Annotated in this window: 21 protein-coding genes; 16 read left to right on the top strand and 5 right to left on the bottom strand. The window is 68.7% G+C overall.

Going from position 1 to position 23,555, the window contains the following annotated elements; all coding sequences use genetic code 11:
• Nucleotides 1-22: 22 nt before the first annotated feature.
• The 7 genes from AC07XP_RS09610 to AC07XP_RS09580 all read left to right on the top strand — a co-directional run bounded on the left by AC07XP_RS09610 (nt 23) and on the right by AC07XP_RS09580 (nt 7,195).
• The gene (locus tag AC07XP_RS09610) at nt 23-403 is read left to right on the top strand and encodes a YciI family protein (protein WP_139703818.1); all 381 of its coding nucleotides are present in this window, start codon (nt 23-25) and stop codon (nt 401-403) included.
• Nucleotides 400-768, top strand: coding sequence for a YciI family protein (locus tag AC07XP_RS09605; RefSeq protein ID WP_062475751.1), 369 nt, complete (start codon nt 400-402; stop codon nt 766-768). The genes AC07XP_RS09610 and AC07XP_RS09605 overlap by 4 nt, the downstream gene beginning before the upstream one ends.
• Nucleotides 765-2,348, top strand: coding sequence for an MFS transporter (locus tag AC07XP_RS09600; RefSeq protein ID WP_495264508.1), 1,584 nt, complete (start codon nt 765-767; stop codon nt 2,346-2,348). The genes AC07XP_RS09605 and AC07XP_RS09600 overlap by 4 nt, the downstream gene beginning before the upstream one ends.
• Nucleotides 2,349-2,402: 54 nt before the next feature.
• Nucleotides 2,403-2,588: a hypothetical protein gene (locus AC07XP_RS09595; RefSeq protein WP_062475744.1), complete on the top strand. Its 186-nt coding sequence runs from the start codon at nt 2,403-2,405 to the stop codon at nt 2,586-2,588.
• 33 nt (nt 2,589-2,621) lie between these two features.
• On the top strand, nt 2,622-3,734 hold the full coding sequence (gene aroC / locus AC07XP_RS09590) for a chorismate synthase (RefSeq protein WP_095947386.1): 1,113 nt from the start codon (nt 2,622-2,624) through the stop codon (nt 3,732-3,734).
• The gene (locus AC07XP_RS09585; protein WP_095744824.1) at nt 3,734-4,927 is read left to right on the top strand and encodes an MFS transporter; all 1,194 of its coding nucleotides are present in this window, start codon (nt 3,734-3,736) and stop codon (nt 4,925-4,927) included. Before aroC ends, AC07XP_RS09585 begins: the two co-directional genes overlap by 1 nt.
• Before the next feature lie 105 nt (nt 4,928-5,032).
• Nucleotides 5,033-7,195 (top strand): LamG-like jellyroll fold domain-containing protein, encoded by a 2,163-nt coding sequence (locus tag AC07XP_RS09580; RefSeq protein WP_495264507.1) that lies wholly within the window; start codon nt 5,033-5,035, stop codon nt 7,193-7,195.
• Nucleotides 7,196-7,228: 33 nt separating this feature from the next.
• Here the strand turns inward: AC07XP_RS09580 and AC07XP_RS09575 are convergent, their stop codons facing one another.
• The 3 genes from AC07XP_RS09575 to aspT (AC07XP_RS09565) form a co-directional block, all read right to left on the bottom strand.
• Nucleotides 7,229-8,887 carry a bifunctional aspartate transaminase/aspartate 4-decarboxylase gene (locus AC07XP_RS09575; RefSeq protein WP_369632303.1) on the bottom strand — a complete coding sequence of 553 codons (1,659 nt, stop codon included), beginning with the start codon at nt 8,885-8,887 and terminating at the stop codon, nt 7,229-7,231.
• A gap of 55 nt (nt 8,888-8,942) precedes the next feature.
• Complete coding sequence (gene aspT, locus AC07XP_RS09570; protein ID WP_062475727.1) at nt 8,943-10,631, bottom strand: aspartate-alanine antiporter; 1,689 nt, start codon at nt 10,629-10,631, stop codon at nt 8,943-8,945.
• Nucleotides 10,632-10,704: 73 nt separating this feature from the next.
• A complete protein-coding gene (aspT, locus tag AC07XP_RS09565; protein WP_495264506.1) occupies nt 10,705-12,393 on the bottom strand; it encodes an aspartate-alanine antiporter in 1,689 nt (562 codons plus the stop codon).
• Between the two features lie 468 nt (nt 12,394-12,861).
• Between aspT (AC07XP_RS09565) and AC07XP_RS09560 the strand changes: the two genes are divergently transcribed.
• From AC07XP_RS09560 to AC07XP_RS09545, 4 genes are read left to right on the top strand one after another with little or no spacing between them, the layout of a single operon-like run.
• Entirely contained in the window at nt 12,862-13,875 is a 1,014-nt protein-coding gene (locus AC07XP_RS09560) for a sugar ABC transporter substrate-binding protein (protein WP_495264505.1), read from the top strand.
• Between the two features lie 29 nt (nt 13,876-13,904).
• Entirely contained in the window at nt 13,905-14,864 is a 960-nt protein-coding gene (locus tag AC07XP_RS09555; protein ID WP_095947395.1) for an ABC transporter permease, read from the top strand.
• The gene (locus AC07XP_RS09550) at nt 14,864-15,661 is read left to right on the top strand and encodes an ATP-binding cassette domain-containing protein (RefSeq protein ID WP_495264504.1); all 798 of its coding nucleotides are present in this window, start codon (nt 14,864-14,866) and stop codon (nt 15,659-15,661) included. The genes AC07XP_RS09555 and AC07XP_RS09550 overlap by 1 nt, the downstream gene beginning before the upstream one ends.
• A complete protein-coding gene (locus AC07XP_RS09545; protein WP_159272300.1) occupies nt 15,654-16,877 on the top strand; it encodes an ROK family transcriptional regulator in 1,224 nt (407 codons plus the stop codon). The genes AC07XP_RS09550 and AC07XP_RS09545 overlap by 8 nt, the downstream gene beginning before the upstream one ends.
• 13 nt (nt 16,878-16,890) lie before the next feature.
• Here the strand turns inward: AC07XP_RS09545 and AC07XP_RS09540 are convergent, their stop codons facing one another.
• Nucleotides 16,891-17,310 carry a hypothetical protein gene (locus AC07XP_RS09540; protein ID WP_495264503.1) on the bottom strand — a complete coding sequence of 140 codons (420 nt, stop codon included), beginning with the start codon at nt 17,308-17,310 and terminating at the stop codon, nt 16,891-16,893.
• Nucleotides 17,307-17,564, bottom strand: coding sequence for a hypothetical protein (locus tag AC07XP_RS09535; RefSeq protein ID WP_369632308.1), 258 nt, complete (start codon nt 17,562-17,564; stop codon nt 17,307-17,309). Before AC07XP_RS09535 ends, AC07XP_RS09540 begins: the two co-directional genes overlap by 4 nt.
• Before the next feature lie 199 nt (nt 17,565-17,763).
• On the opposite strand from AC07XP_RS09535, the gene AC07XP_RS09530 reads away from it, so the two are divergent.
• The 5 genes from AC07XP_RS09530 to AC07XP_RS09510 form a co-directional block, all read left to right on the top strand.
• Nucleotides 17,764-18,405, top strand: coding sequence for a hypothetical protein (locus tag AC07XP_RS09530; protein WP_495264502.1), 642 nt, complete (start codon nt 17,764-17,766; stop codon nt 18,403-18,405).
• Between the two features lie 146 nt (nt 18,406-18,551).
• Nucleotides 18,552-19,676, top strand: coding sequence for a 3-deoxy-7-phosphoheptulonate synthase (locus AC07XP_RS09525; protein ID WP_070059418.1), 1,125 nt, complete (start codon nt 18,552-18,554; stop codon nt 19,674-19,676).
• A 400-nt stretch (nt 19,677-20,076) separates the two neighbouring features.
• Entirely contained in the window at nt 20,077-20,601 is a 525-nt protein-coding gene (locus tag AC07XP_RS09520) for a Csu type fimbrial protein (protein WP_495264501.1), read from the top strand.
• Between the two features lie 20 nt (nt 20,602-20,621).
• Nucleotides 20,622-21,371 (top strand): fimbrial biogenesis chaperone, encoded by a 750-nt coding sequence (locus AC07XP_RS09515; protein WP_495264500.1) that lies wholly within the window; start codon nt 20,622-20,624, stop codon nt 21,369-21,371.
• 25 nt (nt 21,372-21,396) lie between these two features.
• Nucleotides 21,397-23,555 (top strand): fimbria/pilus outer membrane usher protein (locus AC07XP_RS09510; protein ID WP_495264499.1); only part of this gene is annotated, 2,159 nt, incomplete at its 3' end.

Genomic DNA, 23,555 nt, shown 5'->3' with positions numbered 1-23,555 from the left:
CACATCTGCAAGGAGATTCCGCATGAAATACCTCTGCCTCGTTCATTGCGACGAAGCGGTGCTTCGCGCGCTGCCGCCCGACGAGCGCCGCGCGCTCAATGCCGACTCGATGGCCTACGACCGCCTGCTCGAAGCCGCCGGCCACTTCATCGCCGCCGAGGCGCTGAGCCCGGTGCGCGCCGCCAAGGTCGTGCAGGTGCGCCAGGGCCAGCGCTCGCACGTCGACGGCCCGTACGCCGAAGCCCGCGAGCAGCTGTGCGGCTTCATCCTGGTCGAGGCGCGCGACCTGAACGCCGCGATCCAGCTGGCGGGCCGCATTCCGATGGCGCGCTACGGCGCCATCGAAGTCCGTCCCATCGACGTCATGGAAATGATCGAAAACCCCGAGGGGAATGCCGCATGAGATACCTTTGCCTGATCTACGGAACCGACGCGCAGACGAGCCACTTCTCGGCGCAGGACATGGACCACTACATCAACGAACACATCGACTACGACGCCCACCTGCAGGCGCTCGGCAAGCTCGTCGTGGCCGAGGCCTTGCAGCCGGCCGGCACGGCGGTCACGGTGCGCATGCGCAACGACAAGCTCTCGGTCACCGACGGGCCGTTCGCCGAAACCAGCGAGCAGCTGGGCGGCTTCTACCTGGTCGAGGCCGACAGCGACGAAGAGGCGCTGCAACTCGCGGCCGGCATTCCCTCGGCACGCTTGAGCAGCATCGAGGTGCGCAAGGCCTGGTCGGCAAGCGACAGCGGAGCCGGCCCATGAGCGGCGCACTCGACCGGGCGGCACCCGCCCGCGCCACGGCGCGCGAATGGACGGGGCTGGCCGTCATCGCGCTGCCCTGCATGCTCTATTCGATGGACCTCACGGTGCTGAACCTGGCGATCCCATCGATCAGCGAAGACCTCAAGCCCACCGCCTCGCAGCTGCTGTGGATCGTCGACATCTATGGCTTCTTCGTGGCCGGCCTGCTGGTCACCATGGGCACGCTGGGCGACCGCATCGGGCGGCGCCGGTTGCTGCTGATCGGCGCGGTGGCGTTCGGCGTGGCCTCGGTGCTTGCGGCCTTCTCGACCAGCGCCAACATGCTGATCGCCACGCGCGCGCTGCTGGGCGTGGCGGGGGCGACGCTGGCGCCGTCCACGCTCTCGCTGATCCGCAACATGTTCCTCGACCCGGCGCAGCGCACCGTGGCCATCGGCGTGTGGATCTCGAGCTACTCGGCCGGCGCCGTCATCGGCCCGGTGCTGGGCGGCGTGCTGCTGCAGTTCTTTCCGTGGGGCTCGGTGTTCCTCATCGGCGTGCCGGTGATGGTGCTGCTGCTGGCGCTCGGCCCTTGGCTGCTGCCCGAGTACCGCGACCCCGACGCGGGCGCCCTCGACCTGGCCAGTGTGGCGCTCTCGCTGGGCGCGGTGCTGGCGGCCATCTACGGCATCAAGCAGGTGGCCGAGCACGGGCCCGACGCGGTGTCGCTGCTGGCCATCGCGGCCGGTGCGCTGCTGGGCTGGCTGTTCGCGCGCCGGCAGGGGCGGCTGGCCAACCCGATGATCGACCTGCGCCTGTTCAAGCTGCCGGCCTTCAGCGTCTCGCTGGGGGCCTACATGCTGGCCTGCTTCGTGATGTTCGGGCTCTTTCTGTACAACGCGCAGTATCTGCAGCTGGTGCTCGGCCTGCCGCCGCTGGCGGCGGGCCTGTGGAGCATGCCGGGCGCCGGCGCCTTCATCGTCGGTTCGATGATCGTGCCCGCGCTCACGCGGCGCCTGTGCCCGGCCTACGTGATGGGCGGTGGTCTGGGCGTGGCGGCGCTGGGCTTCGGCATGCTGGTGCTGCTGCCCGCGCAGGGCGGGCTGGCCTGGATGGTGACGAGCGCGGTCATCTCTTCGCTCGGCCTGGCGCCGGTGTTCACCCTGGCCACCGACCTGGTTGTGGGCAGCGCGCCGCCCGAGCGCGCGGGCGTGGCCTCGGCCATCTCGGAGACCAGCTCCGAGTTCGGCGGGGCGCTGGGCATCGCCATCCTCGGCAGCGTCGGCGCGGCGATCTACCGCGCGGCCATGGCCGACGCCGTGCCCGCCGGTCTGGCCGATGCGGCCGCGGTCGAAGCCGCCCGCAGCACGCTGGGCGGGGCGGTCGCGCTGGCCGGGGAACTGCCCGGTACCACCGGCGCCGTGCTGCTCGACACCGGGCGCGAGGCGCTGCTGCGCGCCCTGCGGCTGGTGGCCGGCCTGTGCGCCGCGGTGCTGCTGTTCGTCGGCGTGCTGGTGGCGGTGCGGCTGCGCGGGGTGGGCGCGTCCCACGCGGAGGAGGTCGCCGTACCCCCGGGCGGCGCCGCATTGCCGGAGCGTTGACGAGCCTCCATACTGGGGCTTCCACGACGCATCCCACGACCGAACGGAGGCCCCATGAGCAACGAACTGCGCAAGAAGCTGCATGACCTGGCGGAACTGTCCGACAGCACCTCCGACCCGCAGACCAAGGCCATCGTCGAGGCGATCCGGCTGCAGACGGCGGTGCTGAACGAGCGGCTGTTCAGCATCGAGCTGCAGCTCGGCGCGCTCGCCAAGCGCATGGAAAACACCACCGACTGAGTCGGCTGCCGCTTTGTGGGGATAATCCCCGCCATGAGCGGCAACACCTTCGGAACTCTCTTCGCGGTCACCAATTTCGGCGAGTCGCACGGCCCGGCCATCGGCTGCGTGATCGACGGCTGCCCCCCGGGCATGGCCCTGAGCGAGGCCGACATCCAGGGCGACCTCGACCGCCGGCGCCCCGGCACCAGCCGCCACGTCACCCAGCGCAACGAGCCCGACGCGGTGCAGATCCTGTCCGGCGTGTACGAGGGCAAGACCACCGGCACGCCCATCGCGCTGCTGATCCAGAACACCGACCAGCGCAGCAAGGACTACGGGCAGATCGCCCAGCAGTTCCGCCCCGGCCACGCCGACTTCACCTACTGGAAGAAATACGGCATCCGCGATCCGCGCGGCGGCGGGCGTTCTTCGGCGCGCCTCACGGCACCCATGGTCGCGGCCGGCGCGGTCGCCAAGAAGTGGCTGGCCGAAAAATACGGGATGGTGTTCCGCGGCTGCATGACGCAGATCGGCGAGATCGCCATTCCCTTCGAGAGCTGGGACCACGTCCCGAACAACCCCTTCTTCGCCCCCATCGCCGACGTGAGTGCGCTGGAGGACTACATGGACCGTCTGCGCAAAGCGGGCGACTCGTGCGGCGCGCGCATCCGCGTCACCGCCACGAACGTGCCCGTGGGCCTGGGTGAGCCGCTGTTCGACAAGCTCGACGCCGAGATCGCCTACGCCATGATGGGCATCAACGCCGTGAAGGCCGTGGAAATCGGCGCCGGCTTCGACAGCGTCACGCAGCGCGGCACCACGCACGGCGACTCGATCACGCCGACCGGCTTCCTCAGCAACAACGCGGGCGGCATTTTGGGCGGCATCAGCTCGGGGCAAGACCTCGAGGTGAGCATCGCGATCAAGCCCACCAGCTCGATCATCAGCCCGCGCCAGTCCATCGACGTGAACAACAACCCCGTCGAAGTCATCACCAAGGGCCGCCACGACCCGTGCGTGGGCATCCGTGCCACGCCCATCGCCGAAGCCATGCTCGCGCTGGTGGTGATGGAGCACGTGCTGCGCAATCGCGCGCAGTGCGGCGACGTGAACCCGCCCGTCGAGAAGAGCGAAGCTGCGTCGCCGCAGTCGTCCTTCCTGTAGTGTCGACGCCGCCACCTGTGGCCGCCGGGCGCGGCCACCTGTTGGCGTTCGCTGGCCTGTCGGCCAGCTACTTCGCGCACATCGGTTTCTTCAATCCTTACCTGCCGCTGTGGCTCAAGGACCTGGGCCTGCCGATCTTCACGATCAGCCTGCTGGCCTCGGTGCAATCGATCACGCGCGTCTTCGCGCCCTACGCCTGGGGCGCGCTCAGCGACCACACCGGCCAGCGCGTGAAGTTGCTGCGCTTCAGCGCCGCGGTGGCGCTGGCCAGCTCCTTCGGGCTGTGGTGGCACGGCGGCGCCTGGTGGCTCGCGCTGGTGCTGCTCGTGATGTTCACGCACACCAGCTCGATGATGTCGCTCACCGAAGCGGCCATGGCGCAGATCGTCGCGGGCGACTGGGGCCGCTACGGGCGCATCCGCCTGTGCGGCTCGGCCGGCTTCCTGGTCACCGTGTTCGTCGCGGGCGAGTGGTTCGAGCGCTTCGGCATGAAGCACTTTCCGTACTGGGCCGCCGGCACGCTGGCCGTGGTGCTGCTCGCGACGATGAAGCTGCCCGACCTGCGCGAGCCGCCGGCCGCGCACGACGCCGTGAAGGAACCCATCGGCCCCGTGCTGCGCATCCCCGCCGTGCGCTGGTTCTTTGCCTCGCTGTTCTTCCAGGTGATGTCGCACTTCTCGGTGTACGCGTTCTTCTCGCTGTACCTCGATTCGATCGGCTACGGCAAAAGCACGATCGGCCTGCTGTGGGCGCTGTCGGTGGTGGCCGAGATCGTCTGGTTCTTCCTGCAGGGCCGGCTCATCGGCCTGTTGCCGATGCCGCGCTGGATGCTGGTGTGCGGCATCGCGGGCGTGGCGCGGCTCGGCCTCACGGCCGGGCTCGGCGGCTTCATCGCGGCGCTGGTCATCGCGCAGTGGCTGCATGCGCTGAGCTTCGCGGCGCACCACACGGCCTGCATCGCCGTGGTGTCGCGTCGCTTCCCCGGCCACCTGCGCGGACGCGGGCAGGCGCTGTTCACGGTGATCGGCTACGGCTTCGGCGGCGTGCTGGGCGTGCTGCTCGGCGGCGCGGTGGCGCAGGAGCTGGGGTATCGCACGATGTTCGCGCTGGCGGCGCTGCTGGCGGTGGCAGGGACGTTGTGTGCGTGGCGGATGGTGGTGCTCGAACCGTCGGGGCGCGCGGCCAAGGCCTGAACCGGGTTCAGGGGAGGGCGCTTCGGGGGCGAAGTGTCATGGGCCCTACATGACCGAGTCATGGCCGCGACCTACGCTGGGTGCTTCCCAACGTTTTCTCTTGTCATGTCCGATTCCGTCGACCCGCGCGGCGCACGCGCGCTTCCGCTTTCCCCGTCTTCTTCTTCTTCCCCCTCCGCTCCCGACACCGAACGCGTCCCGCAACGCCGGCAGATGCTCAAGCTCGGCGCCTCCCTGCTCACCGTCGGTAGCAGCAGCGCCCTCATCGCCGCCTGCGGCGGTGGTGGCGGCGGCAGCGCCGGTTTCGGCCCGCTGCCCGCTCCCGCACCGGCGCCCAACCCGCCCGCGCCAGAACCTGCCGTGAGCAAGCGTTCGAGCTTCGCGCTGGCCGTGATGCCCGACACCCAGTTCTACGCGCGCTACGCCACCGCTGCCGAGAGCGACCAGTACGACAAGCGCTTCGGCAGCGCGCCCTTCGCGGCGCAGACGAAGTGGATCGCCGCCAACGCCAAGGCGCTGCACATTCCTTTCACCATCCACCTCGGCGATGTGGTCGATCAGGTCGGCAAGCCCGACCAGTGGAAGGTGGCCGATGCGGCCATGAAGGTGCTCGAAGACGCGAAGCTGCCTTACAGCGTGCTGGCCGGCAACCACGACGTGCTGAACGACGTCGACTACGGCGTCGACCCCGTCAACGGCACCGACGCCGCCCGCAACCTGGCCGCCGAGCCCTACCTGCAGTGGTTCGGCACCGAGCGCGCGAAGAAGCAGGCCACCTTCGGCGCGCGCGACACCAGCGGCTTCCACGAGTACCACGTGTTCGAGGCGCAGGGCCAGAAGTTCATGGTGCTGTCGCTGTCGTGGCGCGTGTCCGACGCGGGCATCGCATGGGCGCGGCAGGTGATCGCGAAGAACCCGACGCTGCCCGTGATCCTGGTCAACCACCAGTTGCTCAACATCGCGCCCGACGGCACCAGCCCGCTGGAAACCGACTACGGCAAGATGCTGTGGGAGAAACTGATCCGCGACAACGACCAGATCTTCATGACGCTCAACGGCCATCATCACGGCGCCGCGCACCTCACGAAGATCAACGACTTCGGCCACAAGGTCGAGGAGATGGTGGTCGACTACCAGATGGCCTACCAGGGCGGCAACGGCCTGATGCGCCTGTACGAGTTCGACCTGACGAACAAGCAGATCAAGGTGCTGTCGTTCTCGCCCTGGGTGCCGCAAAAGCCCGCTGCCACGCTGAACGCCTTCGATCAGGCCGTGCTCACCACGCCCAACGAGGCTTTCACCATCGAGATGGATTTCGCGCAGCGCTTCGCCGGCTTCAACAAGGGCTTTGCCGCGGGCGAGGCCACGGTCGAGCAGTCGCTGGTCGAGCAGGCGAAGGCGCTGATCCTGGCCAACTACAAGGACCCCGAAGCCACCGTGCAGCGGCCCGCCGCCGATGCGGAGGACTACCCCAAGGTCGCGAACACGTTGGCGCACTGGCGCTTCGTCGGCGGTGCGGTGAACCAGCCGGTGCTGCCGGGCACCGTGATCGCGGACGTGACGGGCGTGAACCCGCTGCGCCGCGATGCCCTGAACCAGAACGGCGTGGTGGGCGCGGCCGACGGCGACGTCGTGTGGACCGACGACCGCCACCGCCTCTCGGCCGCGCCGGGCTCGGTGCGCTTCCTGAACACCAACAAGGCGCGGATGAGCTACTTCCTCACCGAGGCCTCGGCGCCGATCAATGCGCAGACGCTGGACAACGGCTACACCGTCGAGGCCTTCGTCAAGATCGACAAGAGCTGGACCAGCAAGCTGCACGCGTGGATGAACATCATGACGCGCGACGGCCGCCGCGGCGAACTCGCGGGCTACACCGGCGGTGACGGTGAATCGCCGCCGATGCTCTTCGCCATCTCGAGCCTGCGCGAGGTGCAGTGGGAGGTGGTGCCGAACACCACGGGCACGCGTTCGGCCAAGGCCAACTGGTCGGGCGAGGTGCTCGCCGACCGCTGGGTGCATATCGCCATCGTCAACGACCCGGTGTCGCACGACACCACGATGTACGTCGAGGGCGCCCCGGTGCTGCGCAACTCGGCGGCCGTGCCGGGCCTGGCCACGCTGAAGGCCACCGCCCCCTGGGTGGTGGGCGGCGGCTCGTGGGACGGTGCGCGCGCCGACGGCTTCTTCGGCCACATCGGCGAGGTGCGCGTGGTGGCGGCGGCCCTGGCGCCGTCGCAGTGGCTGACGGCGCGCAGGGCGGGCTGAGCGCCCTGCGGGGCCGGTAGCCGGGGAGAAGGGCTACTTCTTCTTCCCGGCCTTGCCCGTCTTCACGGGCTTGACCACGGCGGTCTTCGCCGTGCCCGCCTTGCCACCCCCCACCTCCTTCTCGAACATCGCAAAGTACTCCGAAGCCATCTTGCGCAGCGAGCGCCCGATGTTCGCGTAGTCGTACTCGTTGAGGTTGGCCAGCGACACGCGCCCCGAGGGGTGCTTGCCGCCGAAGCCGCGGCCGGGCAGCAGCACGATGCTGGTTTCGGCGGCGATGCGGAACAGCGCTTCGTTCGGCTGCAGCTTCGTGAGGATCCACTTGCCGAAGCGCTCGCCGTGCATCTGCGTGGCGATGTCCTGCAGGTCGAGCAGGTGGTAGTAGCTCACCGAGTTCGGGTCGGGCTGCAGCGGCAGGCCGAGCTCGCGGTACAGCGCCTCCTTGCGGCGCGAGACGATGTGCTTCATCGACTTCTTGTAGGTCTCGCCCTCGTCCATGAGGCAGAACAGCGAGAACATCACCATCTGCGCCTGCACCGGCGTCGACAGGCCGGCCGTGTGGTTCAGCGCCACGGTGCGGCTGTCGGCCACGAGGCGGTCGATGAACTTCAGCTTGCGCGGCTCGGTGGTGATGGAGCTGTAGCGCGCGTCGAGCTCTTTGCGCTTGGCCTCGGGCAGGGCGGCGATCTTGCGGTCGAGGATGTTGTCCTCGTGCGTGGCGACCACGCCCATGCGCCAGCCGGTGGCGCCGAAGTACTTCGAGAACGAATACACCAGGATGGTGTTCTGCGGGCAGATCGCGAACAGCGACAGGAAGTTGTCGGCGAAGGTGCCGTACACGTCGTCCGTCAGGATGATGAGGTCGGGCCGCTGCTTCACGATGTCGGCGATGTAGCCCAGCACCTCGTCGCTGATCTTCACCGACGGCGGGTTGCTCGGGTTGCACAGGAAGAAGGCCTTGACCTTCGGGTCGAGCAGCTTCTGCAGCTCCTTCTTGGTGAACTGCCAGTTGTTCTCCGGCGGCGCGTCGATCAGCGCCTCGATGAGCTGGTAGTCGTTCAGGTGCGGGATCTCGATGTAGGGCGTGAAGATCGGCATGCCCAGCGCGATGGTGTCGCCGGGCGACAGCAGGTGGTTCTCGCGCAGGCTGTTGAACAGGTAGGTCATGGCGGCGGTGCCGCCTTCCACCGCGTACATGTCGAACTTGCCCACGAAGGGGTGGGTGCCGATCATTTCCTTGTGGATGTACTGGCCCACGACGATCTCGGTCAGGCGCAGCATGCGGTCGGGCACCGGGTAGTTGCAGCCCAGGATGGCCTCGCACATCTCGTAGATGAAGTCGCCGGCCGACAGGCCCAGCTGGTCGCGCACGTAGGACACGGCGGCCTCGATGAAGCGCACGCCGGGCTCGCCCTCGTGCGACTTGGCGAAGAGCTCGAAGCGCGCCTCGATGCCCTCGCGCTGCGGAAAGCCGCCCACGTCCGCCATGTAGATGTACGAGCGCTCGGCCTCGGTCATGGCGAACAGGCCGAACTGGAAGAAGCCGTGGCGCGGGGTGGTGGCCAGGAAGTTCGGGTTGCCGCGGCCGGCGTTGAGCATGAGGCGGTCACTCTGTCGTGCGACCTGGATCAGCGCATCCTTCAGTTCGAACGGGCTCAGGCCGCCCAGCTTTTTCACGTCGCCGAAATCCATGGAGTACTCCTTGGTTGATAAAAAGAAAGAAGAAAGAAAAGGGAAGGCGCGGTGCTCAGACCAGCGCCACGATCAGCGGCCCCAGCAGCGTGAGGAACACGTTGGCCAGCGCGTAGGTGATGGCGAAGGGCACGGTGGGAATGGCGTTCTCGGCCTTGCCCAGCACTTCGCCGAAGGCCGGGTTGGCGCTGCGCGAGCCGCTCAGCGCGCCCGCGAAGACGGCGGTGTTGTCGTAGCGCAGCACGTAGCGCCCGAACAGCATCGTGAGGATCATCGGCACGAGCGTGACGACCACGCCGACGCCGAAGATGGTCAGGCCCAGCTCCTTGATGGTCTGCACGGCCTGCAGGCCCGACGTCAGGCCGACCACGACCACGAAGCCCGCCAGGCCCAGGTCTTTCAGCAGCTGCACCGCGCTGGGTGGCAATGCGCCGAAGGTCTGCTTCTTCGCGCGGTACCAGCCGAACAGCAGGCCCGACAGCAGCGCGCCGCCACCGGCGCCGAGCGTCAGCGGGATGGCACCGATCTTCACGCTCAGCAGGCCGACCAGCAGGCCCACCACCAGGCCCGCGCCCAGGTACACGAAGTCGGTCTTGGCGCTGGGCACGATCACGTCGCCGACGAGGGACGCGACGCGCTTCACGTCCTGCTCGGCGCCGAAGATCGACACCAGGTCGCCCACCTGCACCACGGTGTCGGGCTTCATCGGCAGCACCTGGCCCATGCGGCTGAGCTGCACCACGAAGATGCCGTGGCGCACGCCGCCGGCGGTGGCCTGGCGGATCTGGTCGACGGTCTTGCCGCCGAAGTCCTTGTTGGTGAGCACGATCTCGCGCTTGTTCAGCGTCAGCTCCATGCCGTCGACCGCGTCGACCTCCTTGCCCAGCAGCGGCGCGCTCGCCACCACGGCATCGCGCCGGCCGACGGTGAGCACGTAGTCGCCCTGGCGCAGCACGAGCGTGGGGCTGACCTCGACGAACTTGCCGTCGCGCTTCACGCGCTCGATGGTGATGGTGGTGGCCGGGTTGGCGTTCTCGATGTCGGCCACCGTGCGCTGCGGATCGCTCGTGAGCTGGTAGATGCGCCCGACCAGCGAGGGCGCTGCTTCTTCCTGGTCGGGGCCGAGCACCTTCACGCCGGCCTGCATCGCGGTCTCGGCCGCGATCGCATCGTCGCGGATGCTGCGGCCCATGAGCTTGGGCAGGATGTTGACGCACACGATGATCGCGCCGAACGAGCCGAACACGTAGGTCACGGCATAGCCGATGGCCACGTTGCCCTGCAGCCGCGCGGTTTCGGCCGCGGCGAGGCCGAGCTTGCCGATGGCGTCGCCCGCCGTGCCGATGATGGCGCTCTGCGTGAGGCCGCCGGCCGCCACGCCCGCCGCCAGGCCCTTGTCGAGCCCGAATAATTTGGCCATGACTACCACCGTGGCCAGGCCCGTGGCCGCCATCACCGCGGCCAGGATGATCTCCTTGATCGACTGCTTGCCCAGCGAGCTGAAGAACTGCGGCCCGCTCTCGAAGCCCACGGCGTAGATGAACAGCGCAAACAGCACGGCCTTCACGCCGCCGTCGATCTGCACGCCGACCTGGCTCACGATCACCGCCACCAGCAGCGAGCCGGCGACGCCGCCGAGCTGGAACTTGCCGAACTTGATCTTGCCGATCCAGTAGCCGACCGCCAGCGAGAGGAAGAGCGCCATTTCGGGCGACTTCTTGAAGAGTTCATGCAGCCATTCCATAGAGGAAGTCCTTTCAAGGCATCAATGAGAAGAAGAGAGAAGAGAAGGGCGTGGAGCGTCTCGGGTCGTTGTCTTATTTCGCGTGCTGCACCAGGCCGGCCAGGGCCACGATCAGCGGGCCCATCAGCGGCAGCACGACGTTCGAGATGGCGTAGGTGATCGTGTAGCCCAGCAGCGGCGTGGCGTTGCCCGCGGCGTTCTGCACGGCGCTGAGCGCGGGCGTGCTGCACTGCTGGCCGGCGATGGCGCCCAGCAGCACCGGCGCCTCGAGCTTGAGCAGGCGGTGGCCGACGAACAGCGAGATGCTGGCCGGCACCACCGCGACGGCGATGCCCACCAGCGGCAGCGCAACGCCGAACTTCTGGACCAGCGCCAGCGCCTGCGGCCCCGAGGCCAGGCCCACGCAGGCGATGAAAGTGGCCAGGCCCAGGTCCTTCATGAGCGCGAGCGCGTCGGCCGGCACGCTCAGGCGGTGCGGGTGCTTGGACTGGTACCAGCCGAAGGCCAGCCCCGTGAGCAGCGCGCCGCCGCCGGTGCCGAGCGAAAACGGAATGCCGCCCAGCTTCGCGCTGAAGCTGCCGATGAACACGCCCAGCAAGATGCCCGCGGCGGCGAAGCTGATGTTGCTGCGCGTGGAGGCGATCACGCGGTCGCCGACCTGCGCGATGGCGCTCGCCACCTCGGGCGCGGGGCCGTAGAGCTTGAGCACGTCGCCGCGCTGCAGCACCAGTGCGTTCACGAGCGGCATGGCGTGGCCGTCGCGCGCCACGCCGATCACCTGCACGGCGGACGGCAACTCGTTTTCCAGCATGCGCAGCCCGCGGCCGAACCATTCGCGGCGGTTGGCGACGACCTCGGTGGTCTCGACCACGGTGTCGAAGGCGGTGGTGTCGGCGAACTCGCGGCCCAGCAACTCGCCCACGTTGACGAGCGCGCTGCGCCGGCCGATGGCCAGCACCTGGTCGCCCACGCGCAAGTGCAGCCCGGGCTCGACCGCGAGGCTCTGGCCGTCGCGCACCACGCGCTCGATGCTGGCCTGCCGCCCGAGGATCGACGTCAGCTCGCCGACCGAGCGGCCGCGTCCCACGGTGACGCGGAACACGCGCCCGACCATCTCGGGCGTGGCGCTGGCGGCGTCCGGGTCGTCGGCGCCGCCGCCCATGGTCTTCCAGAGCTTGTCGGCTTCGGCGCGCAGGTTCACGCGCAGCAGCAGCGGAAACACCTGGCTCGTGACCACCACGATGGCGATGAGCCCGAACACGTAGGTGATGGAGTAGGCCGTGACCACGTTGGCCTGCAGCTGCGCGATCTCGGCGGCGGGGAGCGACAGCTTCGAGATCGCGTCGGTCGCCGTGCCCACCACCGCCGATTCGGTGGCCGCGCCGGCCATCAGCCCGGCGGCCGTGCCGCGGTCGAGCGACAGCAGCACGGTGGCGCCGAGCACCAGCGCGAGCACCACCACCACCTCGACCAGGCACAGCAGGCCCAGCCGCAGGCCCTTGGCGTCGAGGTTGGCAAAGAACTGCGGACCGCCCGCGTAGCCGAGCGCAAAGATGAAGAGCATGAAGAACACGTTCTTCACGCTGTCGTCGAGCCGGATGCCCAGTTGGCCGACCACCAGCGCGGCAATCAGCGTGCCGCAGATGCCGCCCAGCTGGATCGGCCCGAAGCGGATCTGGCCCACCGCGTAGCCAATGCACAGCACCAGAAACAATGCGATTTCCGGACTGTTTCTGAGTATTTCCACAAGGTGGCCGAACATCTGCCGCGATCCCTCCAGGTTATTTGTTCATTCGAGCGGGTCGGCGGATCGCAACGAAAAAAAGGAGCACCGCATCCATTGGCATCAACGGCTGGCGAGTGGTGGGGCTCCAGCGAAAACTTTATTTTTCGTTTTGCGAATTGCCGATTCTTTGCATCTTCGATGACGATAAATCAACATCCATGACAATTGTCAAAATCAGAAAAGAATTGAGCGAGCGGCAATAAAAACGAGGCCGTTTGAATTACAAATTACGCGCTGCACGGAATCCTCCGTTGCAGTCAGCTCTGACCGAACGAACCTGTCCGGCCTCGGGTTTCCGATAACTCAAGTTGCTTGATTTAGTCGGTCGACTGCTCGATAGTCCCCCTCGTCCGAATGCCTTCCCGCTCGTTGGCGGGTCGTCATCCGGTTCCATAGCAAGCACGGCAGGCGCTGTGCGCCCGCCCCCCTGAAGGAGACAACCTCATGTTCATCAGCCCGCGCTTCGTTCCCGCCCTGGCCGTCCTGGCCCTTGCCGCATCGGCCATGTCCACGGCCCTGGCCGCCGACCCGCCCGTCATCGGCCTGGTCACCAAGACCGAGACCAACCCCTTCTTCGTGAAGATGAAAGAGGGCGCGCAGGAGGAGGCCAAGAAGCTCGGCGCCAAGCTGCTGTCGGGGGCAGGAAAAGCCGACGGCGACAACGCGGGCCAGATCACGGCGATGGAAAACATGATCGCCGCCGGCGCCAAGACCATCCTCATCACGCCCAGCGACGCCAAGGCCATCGTGCCGGCGATCAAGAAGGCGCGCGACAAGGGCGTGCAGGTGATCGCGCTCGACAGCCCGGCCGATCCGCCGGACGCCACCGACGCGCTCTTCGCCACCAACAACTACACGGCGGGCGTGCTCATCGGCGAATACGCCAAGGCCGCGATGGCCGGCAAGACGCCCAAGATCGTCGCGCTCGACCTGCTGCCGGGCCACCCCGTGGGCGCGCAGCGCCACAACGGCTTCATGAAGGGCTTCGGCCTGCCGGCCAACGACGCCAAGTCGAACGAGCTGTCCAAGTCGCCCGAGATCGTTTGCATGGCCGACAGCTTCGGCGACCAGGCCAAGGCGCAGACCGTGATGGAGAACTGCCTGCAGAAGGCGCCCGACGTGAACCTGGTCTACACCATCAACGAGCCCGCCGCGGCCGGTGCCTACAACGCGCTCAAGCGCGCGGGCAAGGAGAAGGGCGTGATGATCGTCTCGGTCGACGGCGGCTGCCAGGGCATCAAGGACACGGCCGCCGGCATCATCGCCGCGACCTCGCAGCAGTACCCGCTGAAGATGGCCGCCATGGGCGTGGCCGCGGGCGTCGAATTCGCCAAGACCGGCAAGAAGGCCTCGGGCTACGTCGACACCGGCGTGACGCTCATCGCCGGCAAGAGCGTGGCCGGCGTCGACAGCAAGGACACCAAGACCGGCACCGAGCTGTGCTGGGGCAAGAAGTAAACGGCCCCGGTCTATAGGGAGGCACACCGATGGCGAAATCTCCGACGCACCACATCCCGTGGGGCGCCCTCGGGCCGTGGCTGGCCCTGCTCGGCGCCTGCATCTTCTTTGCGACGCAGTCCGAGCGTTTTCTGACGGGCGGCAACCTGTCGCTGATCCTGCAGCAGGTGATGGTGGTGGGCGTGATCGCCATCGGCCAGACGCTGATCATCCTCACGGCCGGCATCGACCTGTCGTGCGGCATGGTGATGGCGCTGGGCGGGATCATCATGACGAAGTTCGCCACCGAGCTCGGCATGCCGGTGCCGCTGGCCATCCTGTGCGGCATCGGCGTGACGACGCTGTTCGGCCTGCTCAACGGCCTGCTGGTCACGCGCATCAAGCTGCCGCCGTTCATCGTGACGCTGGGCACGCTGAACATCGCGTTCGCGATCACGCAGCTGTATTCGTCCTCGCAGACCATCACCGACCTGCCCGCCGGCCTCACGGGCCTGGGCACCACCTTCACCATCGGCAGCGCCGAGGTGGCGTGGGGTTCGGTGCTCATGCTCGCGCTCTATGCGCTCGCGTGGTTCGTGCTGCGCGAGACGGCGGCCGGCCGGCATGTCTACGCGATCGGCAACAACGCGGAGGCCACGCGGCTGGTGGGCATTCCCACGCAGCGCGTGCTGCTCGCGGTGTACGTTGCGGCGGGCGTGTTCTACGGCATCGCCTCGCTGCTGTCGGTGGCGCGCACCGGCGTGGGCGACCCGAACGCGGGCCAGACCGAGAACCTGGACGCCATCACGGCCGTGGTGCTCGGCGGCACCAGCCTCTTCGGCGGGCGCGGCATCGTGCTGGGCTCGCTGATCGGCGTGCTGATCGTGGGCGTGTTCCGCAACGGGCTCACGCTGATGGGCGTGTCGTCGATCTACCAGGTGCTGGTGACGGGCGTGCTCGTGATCCTGGCGGTGGCGGCCGATCAACTCTCGCGCAAGGGAGCCCGCTGATGAACACCGTGGGCAACCCCAAGATCGTGATGCAGGCCAAGGGCCTGGTGAAGCGCTACGGCCAGGTCACCGCACTCGACGGTGTCGACTTCGAGCTGCGCGAGGGCGAAATCCTCGCGGTGATCGGCGACAACGGCGCGGGCAAGTCGTCGCTCATCAAGGCACTGTCGGGCGCCATCGTGCCCGACGAAGGCCAGATCCTGCTCGACGGCGCGCCGGTGCATTTCCGCAACCCGCTGGACGCGCGGCGCGCCGGCATCGAGACGGTCTACCAGGACCTCGCCGTCGCACCCGCGATGACCATCTACGAGAACCTTTTTCTGGGCCGCGAACTGCGCCGCCCCGGCTTCCTGGGCAATGTGCTGCGCATGCTCGACAAGAAGAAGATGCTGCTCGAAAGCACGGCGCGCATGGCCGACCTGAAGGTCGGCATCCAGTCGATGACGCAGGCGGTCGAAACCCTCTCAGGCGGCCAGCGCCAGTGCGTGGCCGTGGCGCGCAGCGCGGCCTTCGCGCGGCACGTGGTCATCATGGACGAGCCCACCGCCGCGCTCGGCGTGAAGGAAGGCAACATGGTGCTCGAGCTGATCCGCCGCGTGCGCGAGCGCGGCCTGCCCGTGGTGCTCATCAGCCACAACATGCCGCACGTGTTCGAGGTGGCCGACCGCATCCACGTGGCCCGCCTGGGCAAGCGCGCGGCCGTGCTCAATCCGAAGAAGATCAGCATGAGCGACACCGTGGCCGTGATGACCGGTGCCATGACCGCCGACCAGTTGCCTGCGGAGGCGCATGCTTGATACCGATGCCCTCGAGCGCCCATCGGCCTTGCTGCGTCCGCGCGGCTCCAACCAGGTGGGCATGCGCCAGTTCAACGAGCGCGTGGTGCTGCAGGCGCTGCGCGTGCACACCAGCCTGCCCAAGGCCGACCTCGCGCGGCTCACGGGCCTGAGCGCGCAGACCATCGGCCTCATCACCGCGCGGCTCGAGGACGACGGCCTCATCGTCAAGCAAAGCCGCGTGCGCGGGCGCATCGGCCAGCCCTCGGTGCCGCTGGCGCTGAACCCCGACGGCGCCTTTGCCATCGGCGTGAAGCTCGGGCGGCGCGGCGCCGAGTGGCTGCTGATCGACTTCGCGGCGCGCGTGCGCGAGCACCACGCGATCCGCTACGAATTTCCGGACGCCGCGGCGCTGCTGCCCGTGATCGCCGAGCACATCCACCGGCTGCGCGACGGGCTCGGGCCGCTGGCCGCGCGCAACGTGGGGGCAGGGCTGGCGGCGCCGTTCCAGCTTGGCGGCTGGCATCGCACGCTGGGGCTGTCGAAGGCGCAGTCGGACGAGTGGAACCAGATGGACCTGCTGGCCGAGGTGCGCGCGCGCACCGACGTGCCCGTGGGCTTCGCGCGCGACACCGTGGCGGCCTGCGTGGCCGAGCTGGTGACAGGGCGCGGGCACGACCTCAAGAGCTTTCTCTACATCTTCGTCGACACCTTCGTGGGCGGCGGGCTGGTCATCAACTCGCACCTGCACACCGGCGCACACGGCAACGCGGGCGCGCTGGCGTCGATCCCGATGCGCACCGAGAAGCCTTCCGAAGGCCTGTCGACGCAGGTGGTGGCCGAGGCGTCGCTGTGGGAGCTGGAGCAGCGCCTGCGCGCCGAAGGCCTAGACGCCACGGCCGCGTATGACGACCGCGCGCTCGAAGCGCCGTTCGCCGCGGCCACGCAGGCCTGGCTCGGCAGCGCGTCACGCGCGTTGGCGCATGCCATCGTCAGCAGCACCGCGGTGCTCGACCTGGCCGACGTGGTGATGGACGGTTCGATGTCACGCGCGTTGCTCGACGCATTGCTGGTGCAGACCCGCGCGGCGCTCGCGCAGTGCAATTGGGAAGGCCTGTGGGCGCCGCAGCTGCATGGGGGCCGGGCGGGGGCGCAGGCCTGCGCGCTCGGCGGCGCGATGCTGCCGCTGCACGCCAACTTTGCGCCGGACCACGATGTTTTCTTGAAGGCGGGGTGAGCCGCTCAAGAGCTCAGGGACTCGCCGAGGCGTGCAGGTCGCGCGGCAATCGCAGCGTGCTCGCGCGTGCGCCTGCGGGGCACGGCCCGTCGGAGTAGGCCGCATCGCCCTCGGGCATGACGCACTTGTGCACCTCGACGACGGCAGGCACGGACTTGGCGGCGGGGGCGATCACTGGGGGCTCGAAGTGCGTGTTCGTCAGCGTGGCAGGTTCCTTGGATGCGCGGGTCACCGCATCCGGCAACGTTTCGCGGGCGGTCGATCTGTCGGGCTCGGCCTCGACCGGAACGACTGCCGTGGTCAGGAGCGCAGCACGCGCCGCGCTCTCGTGCACCAGGTCTTTCAAGGTCACATAGAAGAGCGACATCGCCACCAGCGCCACGCCCAGGCACGGGGCCCAATACCGTCGGGGGTCGCCGGCCCGTGAGTTCAACGCCGCGGCCATGCCAGGCCCCCGTTCTGCAGCACGCCGGCCAGCTTCGCGATGCCGCCGGTGCCGCTCGCCGCCCGGCCGATCAGCGCGCCGCCGGCGGCGCCCGCGATGACTCGCATCAGGAACGACCGGCTGCGGCCCGCGGCCAGCAACAGCAGCACGCCGGCGCCGAGCACGACGAGGTGTTCGCCGGGGTAGTCGGCGCGCGCCGCATCCACCTGCTTGATCTTGTCGATCGTCTGTTTCAGGTCCATGGCTGAAGCTCCTTGTCGTGTTCAGCCGTTCTTACCGGTGAGCGCCGGGCTCCGCTGTAGGCCGGCGCCATGCGCGGTGACGGAATCCGCCGCGAAAACGCCGTGGAGAAAGCCGCATCGCACGGGAAGCGGGGCGCTCTCGATAATGCAACCCGCTTGTAGAGAACCCCACAGAAGCAGAGAACCAGAGAACCGCGAAATGAGTGCTGCAGATTTTCTTTTCGCCCCCGAGGTGCAAAAGCTCTTGATGGTCGCCTACGCGGCGCCCCAACAACCCTTGTCTTCCAGCGAGCTGGCCCATCGCTCGAAGCTCGACACGGCCGATGTGGAACGCACCTTGGCGCACCTCGTCAGCAGCGGCATCCTGAAGAAGCAAAAGCCGAAGGCCGAGGAGGCCGAGACCTTCTCGATCGACCGCGCGTTCATCTTCCACGACGAACTGCGCAACATCGCCCTCAAGTCGTTCGCCGCGGCCGAGCCGGTTCGCGCGATGCTGCGCGGCAAGTTCAAGGCCTCGGTCGTGCGCGCCTTCGTGCTCGCAGAGGACGAAGACGGCACCCTGGAGCTGCTCGTCGTGCACGGCCAGTCGATGCCCGACGAAGCCACCCTGGCGGCCGCCTGCCGGAAGCTCTCGAAGAACATCCACCGCCACCTGAAGGTGCACGTCATCTCGAACGCGAAGTTCAACGGACTCACGCCGCGCGATGCACTCATGCCGAAACCCGCGGCGCTCGAGATCATCAAGCTCGGAGATACGAAGGCGCCGCTGCCCGTCGAGAAGGTCGGCCTCTTGCAGAGCGCGAGGAAGAAGTTGGCGACGCTGTCGCGTTCGTCGGCGTGATCGCCTGGCTTGGGTCCCGTGAGGCCAGCTGCGGATGCAGGCCGCGTCGGACCCCGATGAGTTTCTGAAGGCGGCCTGAGCCGAGGAGGAGGGCGTGCTGGGGGACAATCGAAGCAACCCCCTCGACATCACAGCATCCCACGACCATGTCTCGCCTCGACGACCCCCGCCACGACGCCGAAGTCGGCTCCCGCGACAGCACCCTCGACACCACCCGCATCGACGACGTGCGCATCGGCGCCGTGCGTCCCCTCATGACCCCCGCGCTGCTGCAGGAGCGCGTGCCCGTGCGCGACAACACGCTGGCGCTGGTCGAAGGCAGCCGCGCGGCCATCGCCGACGTGCTGCACGGCCGCGACGACCGCTTGGTGGTCGTGGTCGGCCCGTGCTCCATCCACGACCACGACCAGGCCATCGAGTACGCGCAGCGCCTGAAGAAGGTGGCCGATTCGCTGCAGGACGACCTGCTCATCGTGATGCGCGCCTACTTCGAGAAGCCGCGCACCACCGTCGGCTGGAAGGGCTACATCAACGACCCGCACCTGGACGGCAGCTTTGCCATCAACGAAGGCCTGGAGCGAGCGCGGCGCCTGCTGCTGGAGCTGACCACGCTGGGCCTGCCGACCGGCACCGAGTTCCTCGACCTCTTGAGCCCGCAGTTCATCGCCGACCTGATCGCCTGGGGCGCCATCGGCGCGCGCACCACCGAGAGCCAGAGCCATCGGCAGCTGGCCTCGGGCCTGAGCTGCCCGGTCGGTTTCAAGAACGGCACCGACGGCAGCGTGAAGGTGGCGGCCGACGCCATCCTCGCGGCCCGCGCGCCGCATGCCTTCATGGGCATGACCAAGATGGGCATGGCCGCGATCTTCGAGACGCGCGGCAACGACGACTGCCACGTGATCCTGCGCGGCGGCAAGGCGCCCAACTATTCGGCGGCGGATGTCGCTTCGAGCTGCGAGGCGCTGCTGGCCAACGGCCTGCGCCCCCAGGTGATGATCGACGTCTCGCACGGCAACAGCAGCAAGCAGCACCAGCGCCAGATCGTGGTGGCCGAGGACGTGGCCACGCAGATCGCGGCCGGCGAGCGGCGCATCACCGGGATCATGATCGAGAGCCACCTTGAGGAAGGCCGGCAGGACCTGAAGCCCGGTGTGCCGCTGAAGCACGGCGTGTCGATCACCGATGCCTGCATCGGCTTTGCGCAGACGGTGCCGGTGCTCGAAGGGCTGGCGTCGGCGGTGAAGGCGCGGCGGCGGTTGGCCAAGGCCTGAGGCTGACGAGGGGGCAGGGCGACTCCCTGCCGCCTGCGCCCGGGCGGGTCCGGGCAACGCTTTGAGCCGGCCCGCATCGACTTCCTGAGGCTGCCCAGCCTCGGGCGCCACCAAGCCCTGCGCTTGTTGCGACCACTTCCCCACCCGCTATCGACCGCACCAAGGCCTCCACTTCGCGGAGGCAGGGGTGTCTTGACTGTGGTGGAAATGTAAACAATGCAAACAGTTTTCCAATTGTTACGAGAACTAGATCACGAAATTTGAGCCGAGGCGCCGTGAATCCGAGGGCAAACGGGCCGGTTGTGGGGCATCCTTGCGCCACTTTGTAGTCAAAACGTATGCAAAATGATTACAAAATACCGACCTGTCAGGTCTTATTGATTACATTTGGAGTGATTTCATGCTCAAGCTCGCAGTCGCCGCGGCGGCCACCGCCACCCTCGTTTTCGCATCCGGTTCGGCCCTGGCTGACACCGCCGGTGCCAGCTTCCAGGTCAAGATGACCATCGTGCGCAGCTGCGCGGTGACGGCCGGCAACGCCTCCGACATCAGCCTGGGCACCTCCGTGCAGCCCACCGCCACCAACCAGACGGGCAACAACACCATCTCGGTCACCTGCTCCAAGACCACGCCCTACACCGTCGGCCTGCTGCCTTCGTCCACCAACGGCGGCACCACCGACGGCACGGGTGCCATGTCGTCCGTCGCCAACTCGGCCACCAACACCGACAAGGTGCCCTACGCGCTGTACTCCAACGCGGGCAACAGCACCGTGTGGGGCAACACCACCGGCACCGGCGCCAATGTCGTCGGCGGCACGGGCACCGGCGCGGCGATCACGCACACGGTCTACGCCAAGAACACCAACGCCAACTTCACCCCGGACAGCTACGCCGACACCGTCACGGTGACGGTCACGTACTGAGCCCGTACCCGTACTGAATCGTGAGACGTGCACTTGCCATCCTCGGACTGTGGGGCGCATGCCTGCTTGGCGGCGGTGCGGTCCAGGCGGCCGGCCTGCAGGTCTCGCCGGTCACCCTGACGCTGGCGCCGACACGGCAGGGCGATGGACTCTGGCTCAGCAACACGGGAACCGCGCCGCTGGACGCGCAGATCCGCGTCTTCCGCTGGACGCAGGTGGACGGGCAGGACCGCATGGAGCCGGCGGACGGACTGGTCGTCAGCCCGCCCATGCTGCAGCTGCCCACCGACGGGCGGCAACTGGTGCGCGTGATCCGCAACGGCCCGCCGCCCGCGGGCCCGGCGGAAGAGGCCTACCGCGTGCTGGTGGATGAGCTGCCCGTGCCCCAGGCGGCAGGCGCGGCGACGGATGGCAAGAAGAGCAACCTGAACTTCGTGATGCGGCACTCGCTGCCCATCTTCGTGTCCCCGGCGGGCGCGGAGCCGGCCCCCGCGCAGTTGCGCTGGAGCCTGCGGCGCGAGGACGGCAAGGCCGTGCTGGAAGTCAGCAACAGCGGCGGGGTGCATGCCCAGCTCGCGGACCTTGTGTTCACCGGCGCGGACGGCCGCGCTGTCGCCGCCTACACCGGCCTGCTGGGCTACGTGCTGCCCGGCGCCACCATGCGCTGGCCGCTGAAGACGTCGCCCGCCGCCCTGGTCGGCGCGGGTCGCTGGCAGGTCATGATCGATGGCAGAACGACGGACGCCAACCTCGCGCCGCTGGCGCGCTGAGCGGGCCGGGTTCGCTGCGAGGGCCTTGCTGGCTCCGTTTGCACTGGCCCTGACCACGCTCCCCGCCCACGCAGCGCCCGCCGCGCAGTCCGTGCCGGGGGCCATGACGCTGTACCTGGAGGTCAGCCTCAACGGCATGGCGCGCGGGCTGCACCCGTTTCGCCTGCAGGCCGGGGCCTTGTCGGCCTCCCGCGCGGTGCTGCGCGAACTGAGTTTCTCCCTGCCCGACAACGGCGCCGAATGGCTGCCCCTGCGCGACCTGCCCGGGCTGGTGGCCGACTACGACGCCGCGCGCCAGCAACTGAGCCTGACCGCGCCGCTGGCGATGCTGCAGCTGCCCACGGCCACCGTGGGGCAGGCGGCCGTCACCGCGCAGCCCCTGAGCACGTCCACCGGCCTGCTGCTGAACTACGACCTCTACGGCACCCAGGGCAGGGGCGGCAGCGCCAGCCTGAGCGCCTTCGGCGAGCTGCGCGCCTTCCGCGGCGCCAGCGTGCTCAGCACCACCTGGCTGATGCAGCGCACGCACGACACCCAGGGCTGGAAGGACCAGTCCGTGCGCATGGACAGCACCTGGAGCATGGCCTTCCCCGACAGGATGCTCACCCTGCGCGTGGGCGATACGCTCACCGGCGCCGTGCCCTGGTCGCGCGCCACGCGCATCGGCGGCATCCAGCTGTCGCGCGACTTCGGCCTGCAGCCTTACCGGCAGACCGCACCGCTGCCCAGCTTCATCGGCTCGGCCACGATGCCTTCGGACGTGGAACTGTTCATCGACGGCATCCGCCAGTACAGCGGCCAGGTGCCGGCGGGGCCCTTCCAGCTCAACGCGCTGCCGCGCATCAACAGCACGGGCACGGCGCAGGTGGTGGTGACCGACGCGCTGGGCCGCGCCGCCACGCTGAGCTTTTCGCTCTTCGACAGCAGCCGCCTGCTGGCGCCCGGGCTGAGCGACTGGACGGTGGACCTGGGCGTGGTGCGCCGCAACTACGGCCTGCGCTCCTTCGACTACGGCAAGCAGCCGGTGCTGACCGGCACCTGGCGCCGCGGCCTCAGCGACAGCTTCACGGTGGAAGCGCATGGCGAAGTGACGCGCGGCCTGGCGCTGGCCGGCGCGGGGGGCGTGTGGCAACTGGGCGCCGCGGGCACGCTGTCGGCGGCGCTCGCAGGCAGCCGGCACGACGCCGACACCCCGGGCGGCAGCCGCAGCGGCACGCAGACCAGCCTGGGCTACCTGTGGCGGCAGGAGCGCCTGTCGGTGGGCCTGAACGGCAGCCGCACCCAGGGCGACTACCGCGACGTGGCCACGGCCTACGGCTCGGCACCGGCCAAGGGCAGCGCCAGCGCGAGCGTGGGCTATGACATGGGTGGCCTGGGCAACGTCAGCGTCAGCTACCTCTACCTGCGCCCGGTGGGGCAGAACGCGTCGCGCTACGCCAGCGTGAACTGGTTCCGTTCGATCGGGCGCACGACCTCGGTCTCGGTGGGCATGAACCAGAACCTGGACAAGCGCAGCGACCGCGGCATCTTCGTCGGCCTGAGCTGGTCGTGGGACGCGCAGACCAGCGTGAGCGCCGGCGTGCAGCGCAGCGGCGACCAGGGCTCCGTGGGCACCGTCAGCGCGCAGCACTCCCCCCTCGGCGACGGCGGCTGGGGCTGGCGCGCCACCGCGCGCACGGGCGGCGGCACGACCGGCGGCCAGGCCGAAATCAACTACCTGGGCCCCTACGGCCGCGTGCAGGCCGGCGTGAGCGAAATGGGCGGTGGCCGCGCCAGCCGCTACGCCTATGCAGGCGCCAGCGGTGCGCTGGTGCTGATGGGCGGCGGGGTGCTGGCCGCGCGGCGCATCGACGACGCCTTTGCGGTGGTGGACACCGACGGCGTGGCCGGCGTGCCTGTGAAGCTCGAGAATCGACCCGTGGGGCAGACCAATGCGAGCGGCCTGCTGCTGGTCGTGCCGGTGAACGCCTACCAGAACAACAAGCTGGCGATCGACCCGATGGACCTGCCCGCCGACGTGCGCATCGAGCGCGCCGAGAGCCTCATCACTCCCGCCGGCCGGTCGGGCGCGCGGGCGCATTTCGGCATCACGCCCGTGCGGGCCGCCAGCGTGGCTTTGATGGACGCGCAGGGCCAGCCCTTGCCGCTGGGCAGCCGCGTGCAGGTGAACGGGCAGGGCGGCGG

Source organism: Variovorax sp. GW531-E2, from assembly GCF_059423125.1.
Note: the sequence above shows the minus strand (reverse complement) of the source record. Positions and strands in the feature narration are given on the sequence as shown.